This window comes from Nonomuraea sp. NPDC049750, from assembly GCF_040659625.1.
Lineage (GTDB): Bacteria > Actinomycetota > Actinomycetes > Streptosporangiales > Streptosporangiaceae > Nonomuraea.
In genome coordinates this window covers 15,426-33,368 of the sequence record NZ_JBFANB010000045.1, presented here as the reverse complement: position 1 = coordinate 33,368, position 17,943 = coordinate 15,426, and the positions used below count along the sequence as shown (strand labels likewise).

13 protein-coding genes are annotated in these 17,943 nt (G+C 71.5%); 7 read left to right on the top strand and 6 right to left on the bottom strand.

Annotated features, from left to right (window positions below; genetic code table 11):
• Nucleotides 1-69: 69 nt before the first annotated feature.
• A complete protein-coding gene (gene mtnA, locus AB0J16_RS54735; protein ID WP_358180721.1) occupies nucleotides 70-1,008 on the bottom strand; it encodes an S-methyl-5-thioribose-1-phosphate isomerase in 939 nt (312 codons plus the stop codon).
• A 46-nt stretch (nucleotides 1,009-1,054) separates the two neighbouring features.
• Nucleotides 1,055-2,911: a potassium transporter TrkA gene (locus tag AB0J16_RS54730; RefSeq protein WP_358555754.1), complete on the bottom strand. Its 1,857-nt coding sequence runs from the start codon at nucleotides 2,909-2,911 to the stop codon at nucleotides 1,055-1,057.
• A gap of 117 nt (nucleotides 2,912-3,028) precedes the next feature.
• Between AB0J16_RS54730 and AB0J16_RS54725 the strand changes: the two genes are divergently transcribed.
• Nucleotides 3,029-4,579 (top strand): serine/threonine-protein kinase, encoded by a 1,551-nt coding sequence (locus AB0J16_RS54725; RefSeq protein WP_358555751.1) that lies wholly within the window; start codon nucleotides 3,029-3,031, stop codon nucleotides 4,577-4,579.
• An 80-nt stretch (nucleotides 4,580-4,659) separates the two neighbouring features.
• Nucleotides 4,660-5,769, top strand: coding sequence for a DUF5925 domain-containing protein (locus tag AB0J16_RS54720; protein WP_358555748.1), 1,110 nt, complete (start codon nucleotides 4,660-4,662; stop codon nucleotides 5,767-5,769).
• A gap of 81 nt (nucleotides 5,770-5,850) precedes the next feature.
• Here the strand turns inward: AB0J16_RS54720 and AB0J16_RS54715 are convergent, their stop codons facing one another.
• Nucleotides 5,851-8,004, bottom strand: a complete 2,154-nt coding sequence (locus AB0J16_RS54715) for a DUF6493 family protein (protein WP_358555745.1) — start codon at nucleotides 8,002-8,004, stop codon at nucleotides 5,851-5,853.
• Between the two features lie 235 nt (nucleotides 8,005-8,239).
• Here AB0J16_RS54715 and AB0J16_RS54710 point away from each other — a divergent pair, with 235 nt between their 5' ends.
• Genes AB0J16_RS54710 through AB0J16_RS54700 form a run of 3 tightly spaced genes read left to right on the top strand, consistent with a single transcriptional unit; the run spans nucleotide 8,240 to nucleotide 12,450 of the window.
• Nucleotides 8,240-9,292, top strand: coding sequence for a C39 family peptidase (locus tag AB0J16_RS54710; protein WP_358555742.1), 1,053 nt, complete (start codon nucleotides 8,240-8,242; stop codon nucleotides 9,290-9,292).
• Nucleotides 9,293-9,295: 3 nt separating this feature from the next.
• Nucleotides 9,296-11,191, top strand: a complete 1,896-nt coding sequence (locus AB0J16_RS54705; protein ID WP_358555739.1) for a prolyl oligopeptidase family serine peptidase — start codon at nucleotides 9,296-9,298, stop codon at nucleotides 11,189-11,191.
• Nucleotides 11,188-12,450 carry a M20/M25/M40 family metallo-hydrolase gene (locus AB0J16_RS54700; protein WP_358555736.1) on the top strand — a complete coding sequence of 421 codons (1,263 nt, stop codon included), beginning with the start codon at nucleotides 11,188-11,190 and terminating at the stop codon, nucleotides 12,448-12,450. The genes AB0J16_RS54705 and AB0J16_RS54700 overlap by 4 nt, the downstream gene beginning before the upstream one ends.
• On the opposite strand, the gene AB0J16_RS54695 is transcribed toward AB0J16_RS54700, so the two are convergent.
• A complete protein-coding gene (locus AB0J16_RS54695; RefSeq protein WP_358555733.1) occupies nucleotides 12,447-13,949 on the bottom strand; it encodes an FAD-dependent monooxygenase in 1,503 nt (500 codons plus the stop codon). The genes AB0J16_RS54700 and AB0J16_RS54695 overlap by 4 nt on opposite strands.
• A gap of 95 nt (nucleotides 13,950-14,044) precedes the next feature.
• On the opposite strand from AB0J16_RS54695, the gene AB0J16_RS54690 reads away from it, so the two are divergent.
• Nucleotides 14,045-14,695, top strand: coding sequence for a TetR family transcriptional regulator (locus AB0J16_RS54690; protein WP_358555730.1), 651 nt, complete (start codon nucleotides 14,045-14,047; stop codon nucleotides 14,693-14,695).
• Between the two features lie 41 nt (nucleotides 14,696-14,736).
• Nucleotides 14,737-15,333 (top strand): TIGR03086 family metal-binding protein, encoded by a 597-nt coding sequence (locus AB0J16_RS54685; protein ID WP_358555727.1) that lies wholly within the window; start codon nucleotides 14,737-14,739, stop codon nucleotides 15,331-15,333.
• A 68-nt stretch (nucleotides 15,334-15,401) separates the two neighbouring features.
• Here the strand turns inward: AB0J16_RS54685 and AB0J16_RS54680 are convergent, their stop codons facing one another.
• Complete coding sequence (locus tag AB0J16_RS54680) at nucleotides 15,402-17,003, bottom strand: polyketide antibiotic transporter (protein WP_358555724.1); 1,602 nt, start codon at nucleotides 17,001-17,003, stop codon at nucleotides 15,402-15,404.
• On the bottom strand, nucleotides 17,000-17,905 hold the full coding sequence (locus AB0J16_RS54675) for an ABC transporter ATP-binding protein (protein WP_358555854.1): 906 nt from the start codon (nucleotides 17,903-17,905) through the stop codon (nucleotides 17,000-17,002). Before AB0J16_RS54675 ends, AB0J16_RS54680 begins: the two co-directional genes overlap by 4 nt.
• Nucleotides 17,906-17,943 lie beyond the last annotated feature (38 nt).

The following is a 17,943-nucleotide window of genomic DNA, read 5'->3' as shown; positions in this document are numbered from 1 at the left end:
GGGAATGTGACCACTGAGCGTAGCCCGGAGTGCGCGGAAAGGTGGGTAGATCTGGAATTTTCAGGGTTCTTAGGGTCTGATCACCCTTTTGTCGGTGACTATCGCGGTGATGAGATCGTGCGGGGTCACGTCGAACGCCGGGTTCAGCGCGCGCGTGCCCTCGGGCGCCACCCGCATGCCCCTGATGGAGACGATCTCGTCTGCGCCTCGATCCTCGATCTCGATCTGCCGGCCCGAGGGGGTGGCCTGGTCGATGGTGGTCTCGGGCGCGACGACGATGAACGGCACCCCGGCCCGTTCCGCGCCGAGCGCCAGTGCGTACGAGCCGATCTTGTTGGCGGTGTCGCCGTTGGCGGCGATGCGGTCGGCGCCGATGAGCACCGCGTCGATGTCCCCCTTGGCCAGCAGGTACGGCCCGGCGGAGTCGGCGACGAGCCGGTGCGGCGCGCCCATCCTGCCGAGCTCCCAGGTGGTGAGCCGGGCCCCCTGCAGCAGCGGACGGGTCTCCAGGGCGAGCACCTCGGCCAGCCGGCCGCGCTCGTGCAGCGTCTGGACGACGCCGAGCGCGGTGCCCCGTTCGACGGCCGCCAGACCGCCGGTGTTGCACACGGTCATGATGCGCAGCCGGTCGCCTTCGAGCAGGTCGGCACCGCGCCGGCCCATCGCCTCGCACGCGGCGATGTCGTCGTCGCGGATGCGCAGCGCGGCCTTGAGCACGGCCTGCGGCCCCTTGGGCAGGTGCGTGGCGGCCTGGTCGACGCCCCAGGCGAGGTTCACGGCGGTGGGCCGGGCCGCGCGCAGCCTGGCTATGGCGTCCTGGTCGCCGGCCGCCAGCACGACGCCGAGCGCCCCGGCCACACCGAGCGCGGGCGCCCCGCGTACGGCCAGCCGCCGGATGGCGTCGATCAGGTCCGCGACGGTCTCGATCCGCACCATGACGCACTCGTCCGGCAGGCGCGTCTGATCCACCAGCTCGACCGCGCCGTCTACCCAGTCAATCGTCCTCACGCCCAAACCGTAGCCTTCCGGGCAAGTCCGCGCCGTCACCAGGGGTTCAGCGTTCGGCCAGGACGATCACCGCGTCCTGCCGGTTCAGCACGATGGGCTGGGACTTCGGTGGGTTGAGGACGATGCCGTAGTGCGGCGGGACGTTGAGCGCCGAGCTGTCGCGATAGCCGATGGCCGTCTCACCTCTGCGGCGTGCCGCCTCGATGACCGTCGAAAAGGTGACCTGCGTCCCCGAGGCCACGTACGAGCCGGCGGGGCGCGGGTAGATCTCCGAGCCGCGCGAGTCGAACAGGTAGCCGAACACGTCCGCCAGGTGCCGGTTCTCCGCCAGCTGGGCCAGCAGGAGGCCGATCACCGTGTCGCTGATCACGATGTCGTCGGCCTCGGTCACCTCCGCGAGCGCGCGGTTGTTCTCGTCGTGCATCTCGCTGACGATCGAGTAGTGCTCGCCCATCGCGCTCTGCATGTCGCGCAGTTGCAGCAGCGTCATGAGCGTGCGGGTGTCGGCGTGGTGCGGCTTGAAGCGGTCGTCCGACAGGACGATGACGTGCTGGAAGAGGCCGACGCCGAGGGATTCGAGCGCGTACCGGTCCGTGGTGTCGCATTCCTTGACGTTCACGGTGAGGTTGACCAGGTCCGCCAGGCCGGTCCCGGCCTTGGGATGGTCGGCGGCGATCTCCAGGACCGAGCCGGGGGCGACGTAGGCGTCGAGGTAGTGGACGATCTCGTCGGCCCGGCCGTTCCAGTTGAGCAGGAGCGTGCGCGCGGGTTCGAGCGGGGAGCCGCCGGCGACGGCGATCGCGTTCTCGTCAAAGGCGGCCTCGCCGGTGGCGAGCCGGATGGCGGAGTCGTCGTGGGCTATGACGATGATCTGGTCGGCAGCCTCGATGACGGTGTCCATGGGCGGGTTCAGGATGACTCCGGTGGGCCGGCGCAGGCCGATGACCGTGGCCGTCTCGTAGGCGTGCAGCGCGTCGCCGTACGTGCTGCCCGCCAGCTCCGTCCCGGCGCGCAGGTAGATCTCGCCGCCGTCGAAGTTCAGCAGGTCCATGCAGACGACGGACATGCCCGACTGCCGCGAGGACTGGACGATGAGCCGGGCGGCGGTGTCGTCGGAGTCGACCAGGTGCACGTCCTTGCCACCGGCCAGGCGCGCCGCGGCGATGTTGCGGCTGGCGGCGATGGCGGCGACCACCGGCGGGCGGGTGCCCTGGCGCTTGGCCAGGGCGAGCAGGATCTTGATGACGTGCGCGTCGGGGTCCTCGCCGTCGGGTGAGAGCACGACGACGGACCTGGCGGCGGCCAGGTTCATCAGGTTGAGGTCACGCGACTCGGTGGGCCGTCCCGTGCGGCAGACCAGGCGGGTCCTGCCCAGGTCGCCGATGTTCTCGCGGATGTCCTCCTCCATGGCCAGCTTGTCGCGTTCGGCCAGTACGGCGATGACCGAGCCCGGCTGGCTGGCATGCGCCTTGGCCAGCTCGGCGACGATCGTGAACACCTGGTCCGACCAACCGAGCACCACCGTGTGCCCGGACTCGACGATGCGGGAGCGGCCCCTGCGCAGCCGGTCGACCTTCTGCTTGAGGCCGTTGGACAGCAGGCCGACGAGCATGCTGACGACGAAGATGCCGCCGAGCGACCCGGCGAACATCACCGCCATATAGGCGACCGACCCCTTGTCGCTGGCGACCTTGCTCGGAGTGAGCGCGTGCATGAGCGCGATCCACATCACGTGGCCGGCGCCGCCGACGCCCTCGGGCTCCTCCGGAGCCAGCCAGAGAGTGAGCCCGGCGACCACCACGATGAGCCCGACCGACACCACGGCCAGCCAGCCGATCAGTGAGGCCGTGCCCTTCGACATGGTGTTGTCGAACCAGTACCGCGCGCGCTCACGGAACGTCACCCTCGCCACCCCAGAAACCCCCACGTACGCAGTGATTCGATCAAGGACACTTTCGATCGAGGACACAAGGTACCGGGCTATCTATGCGGATGCATGGCGAGCGGTAACGTATCCGCCATGGCGACCCCCCTGACCCCGGACGACCCGGCGTCGCTGGGCGCGTACCGCCTGGCCGGGCGGCTCGGCAGGGGCGGGCAGGGCGTCGTCTACCTGGCGCACTCCCGCGACGGCGAGGCGGTCGCGATCAAGCTGCTCAGCACCGGTGACGAGGAGACCCGCGCGCGGCTGGCGCGGGAGCTCGACGCGCTGGAGAGCATCGCCTCCTTCTGTACGGCGCGCGTGCTGGACGCCTCGATCGACGGGCCGCGGCCCTACGTGGTGAGCGAATTCGTGGAGGGGCTGTCGCTGGCCGAGCGCGCCCGCGAACGCGGCCCGCTGCGCGGCGGCGAACTGGAACGCCTGGTGGTCGGCACGGCCACGGCCCTGGCCGCCATCCACGCGGCGGGCATCGTGCACCGCGACTTCAAGCCGGCCAATGTCCTGCTCGGCCCGGACGGGCCCCGGGTGGTGGACTTCGGCATCGCCAGGGCGGAGGGCGCGGCGACGCTGACCTCGGGACTGATCGGGACGCCCGCCTACCTGTCGCCCGAGCAGATCGCCGGCTCACCCGCCTCCCCCGCGTCGGACGTGTTCGCGTGGGCGGCGACGATGGTGTTCGCGGCGACGGGTCGCAGCCCGTTCGGCGCGGACACGGTGCCCGCGGTGCTGCACCGGGTCCTGCACGCCGACCCGGACTTGTCGGAGCTGCCGCCCCGGCTGCGGGGGCTGATGGCGTCGTGCCTGGCGAAGGCCCCCACGCACCGGCCCACGGCCCGCGACCTGATGGTCTCCCTGGTCAGCCCCGCATCGACCCCGCTCGCCCCCGCGCCGGGCGTCCCTGATAGGTCGGGTGTCGCCGCCACGGGACGTCAGGGTCAGGCCACTGGGAGGCCGGGTGCCGCGGGACTTCTGGGCCAGGTCGCCGGGCGGCCGGGCGTCCCCGCCGGACCCCCCGATACCGGCGCTGGGGAACGTACAGGACCGGGAGCCGCGGCGCTCACCACAGACGTCTCCAAGCGGAACCGCTCGCGTGGCCTGCTGATCGGCGCGGTGGCGGCCGTGCTCGCCCTGGGGGCGGCGGGCGGCACCCTCCTGTGGATCAACCGCTCCCCGACCTTCACCACGACCCAGACATCCTCGACTCCAGCACCAAGCCAGAGCACCATCGCCCAGGAACCCACGAGCACCGCTACTGAGAAGACCACCACCGAAACGAAACCTCAAAGCGGCTCGCCGAAGATCCCCGGCGCGTTCGCCGGCAAGTGGTCCGGCCGCATCACCTCCACGAACCCGCTCGACTCCGAGGGCGCCGCCATCACGATCGACCTGAAGACCGGGCAACCCATCGCCCGATGGACGGAGAAGAACAGCGCCGCCAGTTGCACCGGCAAGATCACCCTGACGCAGGTGGCCGGGACGAAGCTCACCTTCTCTCTCCAGCCCGACACCGGCGACTGCATCGCCGGCACGGTCTGGCTCACGCTCGACGGCGGCAAGCTCACCTACGTGTGGCGCGACGTACCAGGGCTCGGCATGGTCGAGGAGACCGGAGATCTGAGCAAGGGCTGAGACCCGGAGCGCCAGCAATACCTCTGGAATTGCGCAAATGCCGTCGACAGACCGGGCCGCGAACCTGGATCATTACTGTTATGTCTGTGATTAAGGAGGTGCCGTTCCCCAGCCCGGACTCCCCTGAGCTCCCGATGAACATCTGGATCGACGACGCCGACTCCGCCATCGACGTCATCGACGCTCTGGCCTTGTCGCCGTTCGCGACCGGCGTCCAGCCCTGGTCCCGCCTGGCCAACCTGGAACGTGTACGCCCCGACGCCGCGCTCCGCCCCGAGCAGGGCAGGACCGTACGCACCGCGCAGGTGCAGGACGGCTCCGTGTCGAGCCTGATCTGCGGCGACGGCTGGACCCTGCGGGTCATCCGGCACCGCAACCGCACCGCGACCGTCAGTGTCACAGCGGTCAGCGACGAGCTCGCCCGCTCCGTGCTGAAGGAGTGCACCGAGGGCGCCGAGGAGCCGGAGCCCGACACCGACCACGTCGAGATGGGCTTCTGGTGGCGTGGCGCGCACGGCGGCACCCGCTCCGAGAAGCCGATCACCGCTTCGCCCTGGGATGAGATCAGCGGCAACTACTCCGCCCGCGTACGCCACTCGCTCGACGGCCTGATGGCGGTCACCCCGGCCGACATCGGCGGGCGCCTCGTCCTGCTGCACGGCCCGCCGGGCACGGGCAAGACCACGCTGCTGCGCTCGCTGGCCAAGCAGTGGCAGGACTGGTGCCAGGTGGACTGCGTACTCGATCCGGAGCGCCTGTTCAACGAGCCGGGCTACCTGATGGAGGTGGCGGTCGGCTACGACACCGACGAGGAGGCGCAGCGGTGGCGGCTGCTCGTGCTGGAGGACTGCGACGAGCTGATCAGCTCCTCCGCCAAGGCCCAGACGGGCCAGGGGCTGTCGCGGCTGCTGAACCTCACCGACGGCCTGCTGGGACAGGGCCGTGACGTGCTGGTGGCGATCACCACGAACGAGGACCTGACCCGGCTGCACCCCGCCGTCGTACGTCCGGGCCGCTGCCTGGCCCAGATCGAGATCGGCCCGCTGACCAGGAACGAGGCGGTCGGCTGGCTCGGCTCATCCGAGGGCGTCGGCCCGTCGGGCGCCACGCTGGCGGAGCTGTACGCGCTCCGCTCGGGCCGCGCGATCCCCGCACCCACCGAGGGCGAATCCACCGGCCTGTACCTCTGACCCCCCACCCGCGCCACCGGCCGAGGCGACATGCCCCGGCCGGCAATCACGCCCACTGAGTGGAGCGGGCGCGCGGGCGGGTCAGGTGAGCCGGGTGTGGAGGCGGCGCGCTTCGCGGACGAAGCCGCTGCTCCCCTTGCGTCGCGCGATCTCCGCGACACATGGCAGCTCACCCCGCGCCCCCGCCCACGACGCGGCCCGTACGGCGAAGCCGAGCGCCTGCGTGTGGACGGTGCGCGCCCGCTCCCCGGGACCCGGCAGGTACACCTCCAGGAACCCGGCCACCACCTCCCACACCTCCCGATGCGCCCCATGCCGAGCCGCGCTCTCCAGCGACTCGACCACCGCGCTCAGCTTGTACCAGGCCCTGCGCAACAGCAGCGCGAGCTGCCGCCCCAACTCGGCGGCGGGCAGGTCGTCCCGCGCGGCCATCTCGACCAGCACCCGGACCCCCTCATTGGGCTGCTTCCCGCCCGCCCAGGAGTCCCGTTCGACCAGGAAGTACGCCAGGAGCAGCGCGACCCCCTCACCCGCCGGCCCACCAGCTCGGGCCAGCGCCCAGAGCATGTCCGGCTCCACCCCGGGCGCGTTCCAGTGGTAGAGCAGGAACGGCAGGCAGTGCAGCGCCACCACCTCCCGGTCCGACGGCAGAACGGCGGGCCACCACGGTAGGTAGACGCCGTGACCGTCCCGCCGCGACGCGTCCGGGTCGTCGAGCAGATCACGAAGCGGCCCGAACCCGCCGTACGAGGGAGGAAGCGGCCCGGACTCGCCCTGCGTGAGTCCGAGCGGCCCGGACTCACCGTGCGAGAGGCCGAGAGCACCGGACTCACCGTCCGAGAGACTGAGCGGACCCGACTCGCCGCACGGGAGGGCGATCCTGGGCACGAGGTCGGGATGCTTCCCGCCAGCGGGCTCGCGGTCACCGGTGTAGGTGGTGAAGCCGCGAGTCCACTCGACGGCTGTCACCGGCACGGGCCGGTCGCCGCTCATCCAGCGGGCGGCCGTGACACCCGCCCCGGACGTCAGCCCGCTCGCCCGCGCCGCCACCTCGGGCGCGACCGAGCGGGGCAGCCGCAGGAGCGCCTGCCACAGGTCGGCGTCCATGACCTTGGCGCCAGTACGTTCGTAGCCTTCGAGCCGGTCGACCAGCACGCCGGGATCCAGGTGCCCAGTGCCACTCGTAGGGGTCGCCAGCAGATACGGCGGCAGCGTGCCCGCCCGCAGCGCGGCGTGGACCTCGGCCCAGCGTCGCAGCAGGAACAGGTGCGGCGGCGACACCCGTACGGGCGACGGCAGCAGCGACGACGACCGGCCGAGCCAGGTCTCGGGCGTGACGATCTGCCTGGCCATCGCCTCGGACCACTGGTCCAGGTAGCGCCACTCCGGCTGCACGTCCAGACGGGTCGGCCAGCTCGTCCAGCGTGTCAGGACGGAGCGGAGCAGGTCACGGTCGTCGGTGCAGAACCGGACGAACCCCTCCAGCCACCGCTCGGCGCCCTGCCAGTCCTCGCGCTCGGGGAAGGCGCCCAGTTCCCGGATGTCACCGATCAGCGGGAAACCAGCGTCCTCCTGGGGAGACGCGGGCAGCGGCACGGGCATGAAGCAGTCGTCGTCCTCATCGGCCGCCACCTCGCCGCCGTACACCGTCACGAGTTGTTCGCCGAGGTCCGGCGGGAGCAGCCCGAGCGCGTCACGGATCACCTCGGCGCCCACGGAGGTGAATCGGGCGGCGTGCTTGAGCGCGAGCCGTACGGCCCGCTCCTGGAGGTCGGGGGCGTCGCACGCGAAGGCGTACGCCAGGGCCGGCGCGTAGTCGTCGGCATCGTCAGCGGCGTCGCGGACGGCCTGGTCGAGCCAGCTCAGCCCGATCGACACCAGCTTGCGCTCGGGCCTGAACAGCAGCGCCCGCAGGGCCTCGGCCACATCGGCGGGGTCGAGCGTGTCGAGGCGGCGCAGGTGCCGCAGCGCCAGCTCGGCGACCACAGGTGGCGCGGCGGGCAGCAGCCGCAGGTAGTCGTGGGCCCGCGCCGCGATCTCGGCGTGGGCGGGCTCGACGAGCTCGTGCAGCCGGGCGAAGAAGCGCAGGTCGGCGACCTGGCCGCCGCGCAGGAAGCGGCGGACGCAGCCGTCGAGCAGCAACTCCCTGTCGATCACGCCCTCGCGCACGATCTCCGCGACCTTGACCGCGTCACGGGTGGCGATGGCCTCCTCGACGACCTCCCAAGCGCTCACGCCCGGGCCTCGGGCCTGAGCCGGTCGCTGAAGAATCTGGGGTGGGTCCGGGGGCTGGATAACGCCGCCCCACCGGAGGTCGAGAGAGCGGGTCTGCCGTCGGTCAGCAGGGAGGGTCGGGCGTAGGAATACGCCTGCACTGCTTGATTCATGGCCGGAACATTAGAGATCACCACCGACAAGATCACCGCAGTACGTAAACCTTCCGATGCGCGACAACCGGTACGAAACCACAATGGGTCCGGTGCTCACCGTGGACCCGGCCCGCGTCGCCTTCGCCCGCTTCGCCGTGCCCGCCACCCCATTGACCTCATGGACCAGCCCGGAACACCCGATCGGCTTCACCGCGACCCAGCTCGTCCCCTCGTGGACCGCGCGGACCCCGCCGGGCACGTGGATCGAGGTTGAGCTGCAGGTCAGGCTCGCGACGGGCGAGCAGTCGAAGTGGTACGTCATGGGCCACTGGGCCGAGCACGACGAGATCCGCACCTCCTTCCCCGGCCAGGGTGACGAGGACGGCGACGTGGCCGTGGACACGTTCGTGGCGCGCCGGCCGGTCACGGCCTATCGAGTGCGGGTCACGCCGCACGGCGCGGGCGCGCGCGTGGACTGCCTGGGCGTGATGGCCTCCGCGCTCCCCCAGGGTCCCCCCGCCCCGAGCCTTCCGGGTACGGCCGGAGCCGTCGAGCTGGTGGTGCCCCGGCACTCTCAGTACACGCACGCCGGTCACCATCCGGAGCTGGACGGCGGCGGCGCCAACTGGTGCAGCCCCGCCTCGGTGGCGATGGTCCTCGGGTTCTGGGGCCGCGGCCCCGGTCCCGAGGAGCTGGCCTGGGTGGTGGCCGGCGATCCCAGTCCTGTGGTCGATCACGCCGCGCGTGGCACGTTCGACCACAGCTACCAGGGGACCGGCAACTGGCCGTTCAACGTGGCCTACGCGGGCCGTTTCGGGCTGGCCGGGTTCGTGACCAGGCTGCGGTCGGCCGCCGAGCTGGACCTGTTCGTGCGGGCGGGGATCCCGGTGATCGTGTCGCTGGCGTTCAAGGCGCACGAGCTGCCGGGGTCCGGCTACTCCTCGGGCGGGCACATCATGGTCGTCACCGGTTTCACCGCCGAGGGCGACGTCGTCGTCAACGACCCGGCCGCGCCGAGCGACGCCGACGTGCGCCGGGTCTATCCGCGGGCCGCGTTCGAGAACGTCTGGCTCCGGAGCTCGGGCAGCGGCGGCATCGTGTACGTCCTCCACCCGCCCGAGCGTTCCTTGCCCCCTTCCGATGGCAATTGGTGAGATATGAGCATTCGACCGATCGACGTGGCCCGTACCGATGGCGGCCCCCAGTGGGTGGAGGCCGTCGCCACGCCCGCCGGACTGGAGGTCTGGTGGGACGAGCCACGCCCGCACGAGGGCGGCCGGCGCTGCGTGGTGCGCCGCCTGCCGGACGGCTCCCCGGTCGACGCTCTGCCTGAGGGGTGGAACGCGCGCAACCGCGTGGTCGAGTACGGCGGGCGGTCCTGGCGCCCGCTGCCCGGCGGCGGCCTGGTCTTCACCAACTGGTCCGACCAGCGCGTCTACCGCCTGGACGGCCCACTCGCGACCGGCGATCTCAGAGCCACCACGCCCGCGACCGGACAGCCCGTGGCGCTCACACCTGAGGGGACGGCGCGCTACGCCGACCTCTACCTCCCGCCCGGCCGGGACGAGGTGTGGGCCGTACGCGAGCAGGACGACATGCGCGACCTGGTCGCGGTGCCACTCGGCGGCGGCCCGCTCAGAGTGATCACCAAAGCCCAACATTTCCTAATGAACCCCCGCATTTCCCCCGACGGCGGATATGTCGCCTGGATCGGCTGGGACCATCCGAACATGCCCTGGGACGGCACCGAACTCTGCGTGGCCCCCCTCGACCAGGACGGAACCGCCGGACCGTACCAGGTGATCGCGGGCGGCCCGGCGGAGTCCGTGATCCAGGCGGAGTGGCGCGACGAGCGCACCCTGTACGCGGTCGCCGACCCGAGCGGCTGGTGGAACATCCACCTCGTCGCCCGCGACGGCTCCGGCGCCCGCAACCTCACCCCGATGGCCTCCGAGGTCGGCACCGCGCCCTGGAAGCCGGGCAGCACCTACTTCGCCATCTCCGGCGACCGTCTGGTGCTCGTGCACGGCACGCCCGACCGCCGCCTCCTGAGCGTCCTGGATCTGGAGAGCGGCGACCTGCGCGAGATCGGCGGCGAGGCGACGTACTGGGCGCCGACGATCTCGGCGGCAGGGGGCAAGGCGGTGGCGGTGTCCGCCACTCCGTACACGCCCACGCGGGTGACCGTGGTCGACCTCGACGGCGGCGCGCACGAGGCGGTGTCGGCGCCGAAGCCGCTGCCCGACCGGGCGCTGCTGCCGACGCCCGAGACGGTGACGATCGAGGGCGTGCACGCGCACCTGTACCACCCGACCGGGGTTCAGGGGCCCGCGCCGTACGTGGTCTTCGCGCACGGCGGGCCCACCGGCAGCTTCACGATGACCCTCGACCTGGAGGTCTCCTACTTCACCAGCCGGGGCCTCGGCGTGGCGGAGGTGAACTACGGCGGTTCCACCGGCTACGGGCGGGCCTACCGCGAGCGGCTGCGGCACCAGTGGGGCGTGGTCGACGTGGCCGACTGCGCGAAGGTGGCGCGCGGGCTGGTCGAGCTGGGCCGGGCCGACGCCGCCAAGATCGCGATCCGGGGAGGCAGCGCCGGTGGCTGGACCACGGTCGCGGCGCTGGTGCACAGTGACGTGTTCGCGGGCGGCGTCGCGCACTACGCGATCACCGACCCGGAGAGCTGGGCGGCCGAGACACACGACTTCGAGTCGCGCTACCTCGACGGCCTGATCGGACCGCTGCCCGAGACCCGCCGGCGTTACACCGACCGCTCGCCGCTGCTGCATGCCGCGCGGGCGTCCGGACCGTGCCTGATGCTGCACGGCCTGGAGGACGCGATCGTGGACGTGGGCCAGGCCGAGCGGTTCGTCGCCGAGCTGGACCGGCACGGTAAACAGTGGGCCCTGCTCACCTTCGCCGGCGAGCAGCACGGCTGGCGCCGGGAGGAGACCATCGTCGCGGTGCTGGAGGCCGAACTGGCATTCTATGGACTGATCTTCGGGTTCGAGACGCCCGAAGTGGCACCGCTCAAGCTGAAGGGACGGTCGTGAAGAGCGTCGGCGAGATCTGCTCGGACCTGATCAGGTTCGACACCTCCAACCCGGGGTCGGGCGAACGCCCGGCGGCCGAGTACGTGGCCACGCTGCTGGCCGACGCCGGGCTGGAGCCGGTGGTGTTCGAGTCGGCGCCGAAGCGGACGACCGTGGTCGCCAGGATCGACGGCGACTCCCGCGACGCGCTGCTCGTCCACGGCCACCTCGACGTGGTGCCCGCCGACCCGGCCGAGTGGCGGATGCACCCGTTCTCGGGCGAGATCGTCGACGGCTGCGTCTACGGCAGGGGCGCGGTCGACATGAAGGGGTCGTGCGCGATGACGCTCTCGGCCGTGCTCGGCATGGCGGCGCGCGGCCTGCGTCCCAAGCGCGACCTGGTGCTGGCGTTCCTGGCCGACGAGGAGGCGACGGGCGACTACGGCTCGCGGCACGCCGTCACCGAGCACCGGGAGCTGTTCGACGGCGTGACGGAGGCGATCAGCGAGTCCGGCGGCTTCAGCGTCGCCGCCGGCGACCACCGCGTCTACCCGATCGCGGTGGGCGAGCGCGGCACGGCCTGGATGAAGCTCACCGCCCACGGCGTGGCCGGCCACGGCTCCCGGCCCGCGGTGGACAACCCGGTCGCGACGCTGGTGCACGCCCTGTCGCGGGTGGCCGCCCACCAGTGGCCGGTACGCCTGACGCCGTCGGTCTCGGCGCTGCTCCAGAGCCTGTCGGAGATCACCGGCCAGCCGATCGACCTCGACCGCCTCGACGAGGAGGCGACCCGGCTGGGCGCGCTCGGCCACCTGTTCAGGGCGCAGATCCGCAACTCGGCCAACCCGACGATGCTCGACGCGGGCTACAAGGTGAACGTCGTGCCGTCCACGGCCCACGCGCACATGGACGGCCGCTACCTGCCTGGCCTTCAGGAGGAGTTCCTGGCGACCATGGACGAGCTGCTCGGGCCGAAGATCACCAGGGAGTTCGTCAATCTGGAGGACGCGCCGGACGCGCCATACCCCTCGTCGTTCTTCGACTCGCTCGCGGGCTCGCTCGTGGCCGAGGACCCGCTCGCCCGGCCGGTGCCGTACGTGATGAGCGGCGGCACCGACGCCAAGTCCTTCGCCACGATCGGCATCAAGGGGTACGGTTTCGCGCCGCTCATGCTGCGGCCCGATCTGGACTACTTCGGGATGTTCCATGGGAAGGACGAGCGGGTGCCGGTGGAGGGGCTGGAGTTCGGCACCCGTGTGCTGACCCGGCTGCTGACCTAACCGACCCCGAACCAGGCGTCGAGGGCCTCGGTGAGACCGGCTTCGCCGGAACCGGCCCAGGCGACATAACCGTCAGGGCGTACCAGCACGGCGGCCGCGTCGGCTTGATCCACGGTTCCGCCCACCACGCGGACACGATCATCGCGGCCTTTCGCGGCCGCGCGGGTCTCCGGTGAGCCCGCGAGGTCCAGCAGCAGGCCGCGGCCGTCCCTCAGCGACTCCCTGGCCCACCCCACGCCCTCGATCTTCCAATCCGGTACGAACCGCCCGACCAGCGACCGCGACGCGTCCGGCGCGTAGTCGATGTCCGTGCCGTTGGCCATGGCGATGAAGTGCCCCCTGGTCTCGGGGAGCTCCAGCGCCTCGGAGATCACCTCGCGCAGCGCGTCGACCTGCGGCCCCGGCCGCATCAGCGCGACCTGGGCCCTGGTGTTGCGCAGGACGCGGGCCGCCACCGGGTGCCGCTCGGCGGTGTAGGTGTCCAGGAGCCGTTCGGGCGCCTGGCCGCGGACCACCAGGGCGAGCTTCCAGCCCAGGTTGGCCGCGTCCTGGAGGCCGAGGTTGAGACCCTGGCCGCCGATCGGCGAGTGGACGTGCGCCGCGTCCCCGGCGAGCAGGATGCGCCCCTGGCGATACGTCTCGGCGTGCCGGGTGTTGTCGCTGTAGCGGATGCCGGCCTCCAGGCTGAGGACGACCGCGTCCGTGCCGCTCGCCCGCTGGATGCTCGCCTGCATCTCCTCGGCGGTGACCGGCGCGTCCCGGTCGGTGGGACCGCCGTCGAACTCGATGGTGGCGACCTCCCCCGGCACCAGCGACAGGTTCACCAGGCCGCCGGGGGCGCGCAGGGACGAGGTGAGCGCGCCGGGGTCGGCCAGCTCGGCCACGGCGGTGCGCCCGGTCATGGTCGCGGACGTGCCGGTGAACGGGATGCCGGATTGCTTGCGCACGAGGCTCCGGCCGCCGTCACACCCCACCAGGTATCCGGCCCGTACGACCCGGCCGTCCGCGAGTGTGGCGACCACGCCGTCGCCCTCGTCGGCGATCTCGGCGACCCGGCACCCGGACCGGACCTCGACGCCGAGCCCGGCCGCGTGCTCGGCCAGAACCCGCTCCAGCTGGTGCTGCTTGAGCATGAGCAGCTCGGGAACCCGGTTGCCGGCCTCGCCGATCAGCGGCAGGCCGCTGAAGTGGCCGCCGCTCATGCCCTGCTTGAGCATGTACACCAGCCCAGCGACCATGTCCCCCGCGGCGGGCTCACGACCGGTCCCCAGCTCGTCGAACAGCGCCCACTGCGCCTCGGCCAGCGGCTCCACCAGCCCGCGCAGGCCCAGCGTGTGGAGGGTGCGCGCGTTGAGCGAGCGCATCCCGAGGCTGCGCGTGATCCGTTCCTGGCCGGTGGCCGCCTCCAGCACCAGCGGGTCCACCCCCGCCAGCTTCAGCTCGCAGGCCAGCAGCAGGCCGACCGGCCCGCCACCGACGATCAGTACGTCCGCGTTCACGGAATCTCCTTACTTACGGTGTATGCTTACGCCGTAAGTACATACATACACCGTAAGCTCTGTCAACCGGAGTTCTACGGCAGGAGGAATGGCGAATGGCCCGGCGCGAGCCGCTGAACAGGGAGAAGGTTCTGGACGCGGCCCTGGAATTGGCCATGGAAGAAGGCCTCGAAGGGCTGTCCATGCGGCGGCTGGCGAAGTCGCTCGGCGTCGAGGCGATGTCGCTCTACAACCATGTCTCCAACAAGGCCGACATCCTGGACGGCCTGGCGGAGCGGGCCTTCGACCAGGTCGAGCTACCCGACCCGGCGCTGCCCTGGCCGCAGCGGCTCCGAGCGGTGGCGCTGAGCATGTACGGGGTGTTCGCCCGCTCTCCGGTGGTGCCGATGGCGTTGCTGACCGACCAGTCCAACCCGACCACCGTGCGGGCGCTGGCTCCGATCGACAGCGTGGTCGGCGCCCTGTACGAGGCCGGCTTCGACGACGCGGCCGCGTGGCGCGCGCTCGGCGCGGTGAACAGCCTGATCTTCGGGTCGCTGCTGCTGTCCACCGGAGGATTCAACGTCGACACCGGCGAGCACGCGGGACGAAAGCAGGTCGGCGTCTACATCCAGGAGATGGACCCGGCCCAGCTCCCGCATTTCAGCAGGCTGCTACGGAACATCCCCCCGACCGACCCCGCCACCGACTTCGAGCGCGCGCTGGACATGCTCATTATCGGACTGGAACAAAGCATTCCGTTCTGATAGAGTGGAACACACAGCAGAACGAACGGAAGGAACCCCCCATGAGCGACAACATGCCGACCGGCTGGGACGTACTCGACGCCGCGCACCAGGCGCTCCGCCAGGCCGTGGCCGGCGTCCCCGCCGACGGCTGGGGCCTGCCGACCCCCTGCGCGAAGTGGAACGTCACCCAGGTGCTCCAGCACGCCGCGGGCGACCAGGTGGGCTTCGCCGCCTTCCTCACCGGGGAGCCGGGTCCCGCCGAGAACCCGTTCGAGCCGACGGGCGAGCTGGCCGAGGACCCCCGGGCGTACGCGGAGGCCGCGATGGAGCACTCGGCCAGGGCCTGGGCCGGTGTCGACAAGAACGCCGAGCAGGTGCCCGTCCCGGTGCCGCCGAACACGATGGCACCGGCGCTCGGCGCGGGCGCCTGCGCGCTCGACGCGGCGGTGCACGCCTGGGACATCGCCGTGGCCACCGGACAGTCCTCGCCGCTGACCCCGGAACTGGCCGGGGAGCTGCTGCCGGTGGCGAAGGCCATCGTCGAGCCGCTGCGCCAGTGGGGCGCCTACGCCGCGGTGGTGCCCGCCGAGCCGGGCGACGACGAGATCGCGGAGCTCCTCCGCTACCTGGGCCGCAACCCGGCCTGGACGGCTTGAGCGACCGGGCCGGAGTCCTCCCCCGTGACCGGGCCGGGCGGGCGGTGGCGCGGCTATGGGAGGGCTGATCAGCCGAAGTCGCGGCGGCGGAGGGCGAATAGCCCGCCACCGAGCAGCAGCGCTGACAGCGCGACCATGGTGAGGGCAGGCACCGGGTCGAAGGGGGCACCGGCGACGGTGTTGGGGATGTAGTGGAACGGCTCGAAGGGGGTCCCGCCCCACAGTCCGTACAGTGGGCCGGCGGCCCGCCCCATGACCGCCACCGCGACCCAGGTGATCCAGCCGATCGTCACGGAGGCCCTCGGGACCAGGCCGTAGGCGAGCACGCAGATCGCCCCGACCAGCCAGGCGGCGGGGACGGTGCCCAGGGTGCCGGCGAGGATGCGGACGATGTCCGACGCGGGATCACCGACGAGGAAGGCGTAGAACGTACCGAAGACGACTCCGGCGACGGCGAGCAGGGCCGCCGAGCCAAGACCGGCCACCACCAGCTGCCCGGTGGCCCAGCGCAGCCGGGTCATCGGGGTGGCCTGTACGGCTTCCGCGCGCCCGGTGGTCTCGTCGGCGCGCAGCCGCTGGACCATGAGGACCGGATAGAGCGCGATGACGTGCGCGAAGATCAGGATGATGGCCCACAGCGCGAAGTCGACCGCCCCACCTCCCGAGCTGCCGCCGAAAGCCTTCAGCAGGTTGTCGACCGTGACGCCAGGCGCCTCGGTGAACTGGTACGCCAGGGTGCTGACGCCCCCGGCCGCCGCCGCGAAACAGGCGATTCCGGCGGCCCAGGTGATCAGCAGGCCGCGGTGGAGCCGCCAGGACAGGCTGATCGGGCCGCGCAGGCCGGGGGCGGTCACGGGCCCGCGACGCTCATGGATCACTCCGGCGCCGAGGTCGCGGCGGCCGGCCAGGCGGTAGGCGATGGCCGTCAGGGCAGCGGTCACCGCCGCCGGAATCGCCAGCGCCCACCACCGATCACTCCAGTACGGCTCCACCAGATGGCTCCAGCCGATCGGGGAGATGTACTTCATCCAGTACTGTCCGGAGGCGTCGCCGGCGTAGCGCAGGATGTAGGCGAGGCCGAGCACCGACAGGGCGATGGCTCTGGCCATACGGGCGGTCTGCGCGAGTTGGGCGGCCACGGCGGCGATGGCGCCGAACACCCACCCGGCCATGGTGATGGCCGCGCCGTAGTCGATCGACCCGGCCGGATCCAGCCCGATCCCGATCAGCACGATCGTGGTCGCCGCGCCACCGGCGAAGCTGACCCCGCCCGCCACCAGCAGGGCCGCGGTCAGGGGAGCCTGGCGGCCGAGCACGCCCGCGCGCAGCAGCTCGATCCGGCCGGCCTCCTCGTCGGCGCGGGTGTAGCGGACGACGGCCATCAGGGCGGCCAGCCCGTTCAGCACGTAGAGGAACCCGCCGCTGCGCCAGGCCTGCATATAGCCCAGGTCAGGCACGACGAAGCCGCCGCCGAGCGCCCGGAAGAAGCTGTTGCGGTTGATCATCGTGGTGTAGGTGGTCATCACCTCGGGGGTGGGCATGTTCCGGTTGATGTAGGAGACCAGTGACAGGGCCAAGGCGACGAGCAGGATGATCCACCACGGCGCGATGCGTCTTTCGCGGCGCAGCGCCAGCCGTGCCGACCGAGCCGTCCCGGTGAGCGCGTTCATCGGCCCGCCTCCGCGCGCGTCCTGTCGTAGTACCGCAGGAACATCTGCTCGAGCGTGGGCGGTTGGCTGACGAGGCCACGGACGCCGAGCGAGGCCAGGCACCGCAGCACCGGGCCGAGCTCGTCGGCCTCGACGTCGAAGCGCACCAGACCGTTCTCCGTCCGCAGGTCATGCACTCCCGGCAGCTTGGCGAGCTCGCTGGGAGGGCCGGACAGTTCGGCCTGAATGGAGGTGCGGGTCAGGTGCCGCAGATCGGACAGGCTGCCGGTGTCGATCGTCCGGCCGTCGCGGATGATGGTGACCCGGTCGCACAGCTCTTCGACCTCGGTGAGGATGTGGCTGGACAGCAGTACGGTACGGTCGCCGCGTCGGCGCGTCTCGCGAATGACGTCGCGGAACACCTCCTCCATCAACGGGTCCAGGCCCGCGGTGGGCTCATCGAGGATCAGCAGCTCGACGTCGGAGGCGAGCGCGGCGATCAGCGCCACCTTCTGCCGGTTGCCCTTGGAGTAGGCGCGGGCCTTGACCCCGGGGTCCAGGTCGAAGCGTTCGATCAGCTCTTGGCGCCGGGCACGGTCGGCACGGCCACGCGACTGCATGAGCAGGTCGATGACCTCGCCGCCGGACAGGCCCGGCCAGAGCGTGACGTCTCCCGGCACGTAGGCCAGCCGGGAATGCAGTCTGGTCGCGTCGTCCCACGGGTCGCCGCCGAGCAGCCGGGCGGTGCCCGCGTCGGCGCGCAGTAAGCCGAGCAGGATCCGGATCGTGGTGCTCTTGCCGGCACCGTTCGGTCCGAGAAAACCGTGCACCTCGCCGGAGTTCACGGTCAGGTCTAGTCCGTCCAGCGCCCGGGTGCGGCCGAACGTCTTGACCAGACCGCTCACTGAGATGGGAGCAGTCATCATGAGCCTTTCTCGTGGGCGCCGATCCCTTTGTTCGC

Coding starts and splice junctions, on each gene's coding strand:
- AB0J16_RS54710 (WP_358555742.1), top strand. CDS start 8,240: ATGGGTCCGGTGCTCACCGTGGACCCGGCCCGCGTCGCCTTCGCCCGC.
- AB0J16_RS54705 (WP_358555739.1), top strand. CDS start 9,296: ATGAGCATTCGACCGATCGACGTGGCCCGTACCGATGGCGGCCCCCAG.
- AB0J16_RS54720 (WP_358555748.1), top strand. CDS start 4,660: ATGTCTGTGATTAAGGAGGTGCCGTTCCCCAGCCCGGACTCCCCTGAG.
- AB0J16_RS54675 (WP_358555854.1), bottom strand. CDS start 17,905: ATGACTGCTCCCATCTCAGTGAGCGGTCTGGTCAAGACGTTCGGCCGC.
- AB0J16_RS54690 (WP_358555730.1), top strand. CDS start 14,045: ATGGCCCGGCGCGAGCCGCTGAACAGGGAGAAGGTTCTGGACGCGGCC.
- AB0J16_RS54725 (WP_358555751.1), top strand. CDS start 3,029: ATGGCGACCCCCCTGACCCCGGACGACCCGGCGTCGCTGGGCGCGTAC.
- AB0J16_RS54680 (WP_358555724.1), bottom strand. CDS start 17,003: ATGAACGCGCTCACCGGGACGGCTCGGTCGGCACGGCTGGCGCTGCGC.
- AB0J16_RS54685 (WP_358555727.1), top strand. CDS start 14,737: ATGAGCGACAACATGCCGACCGGCTGGGACGTACTCGACGCCGCGCAC.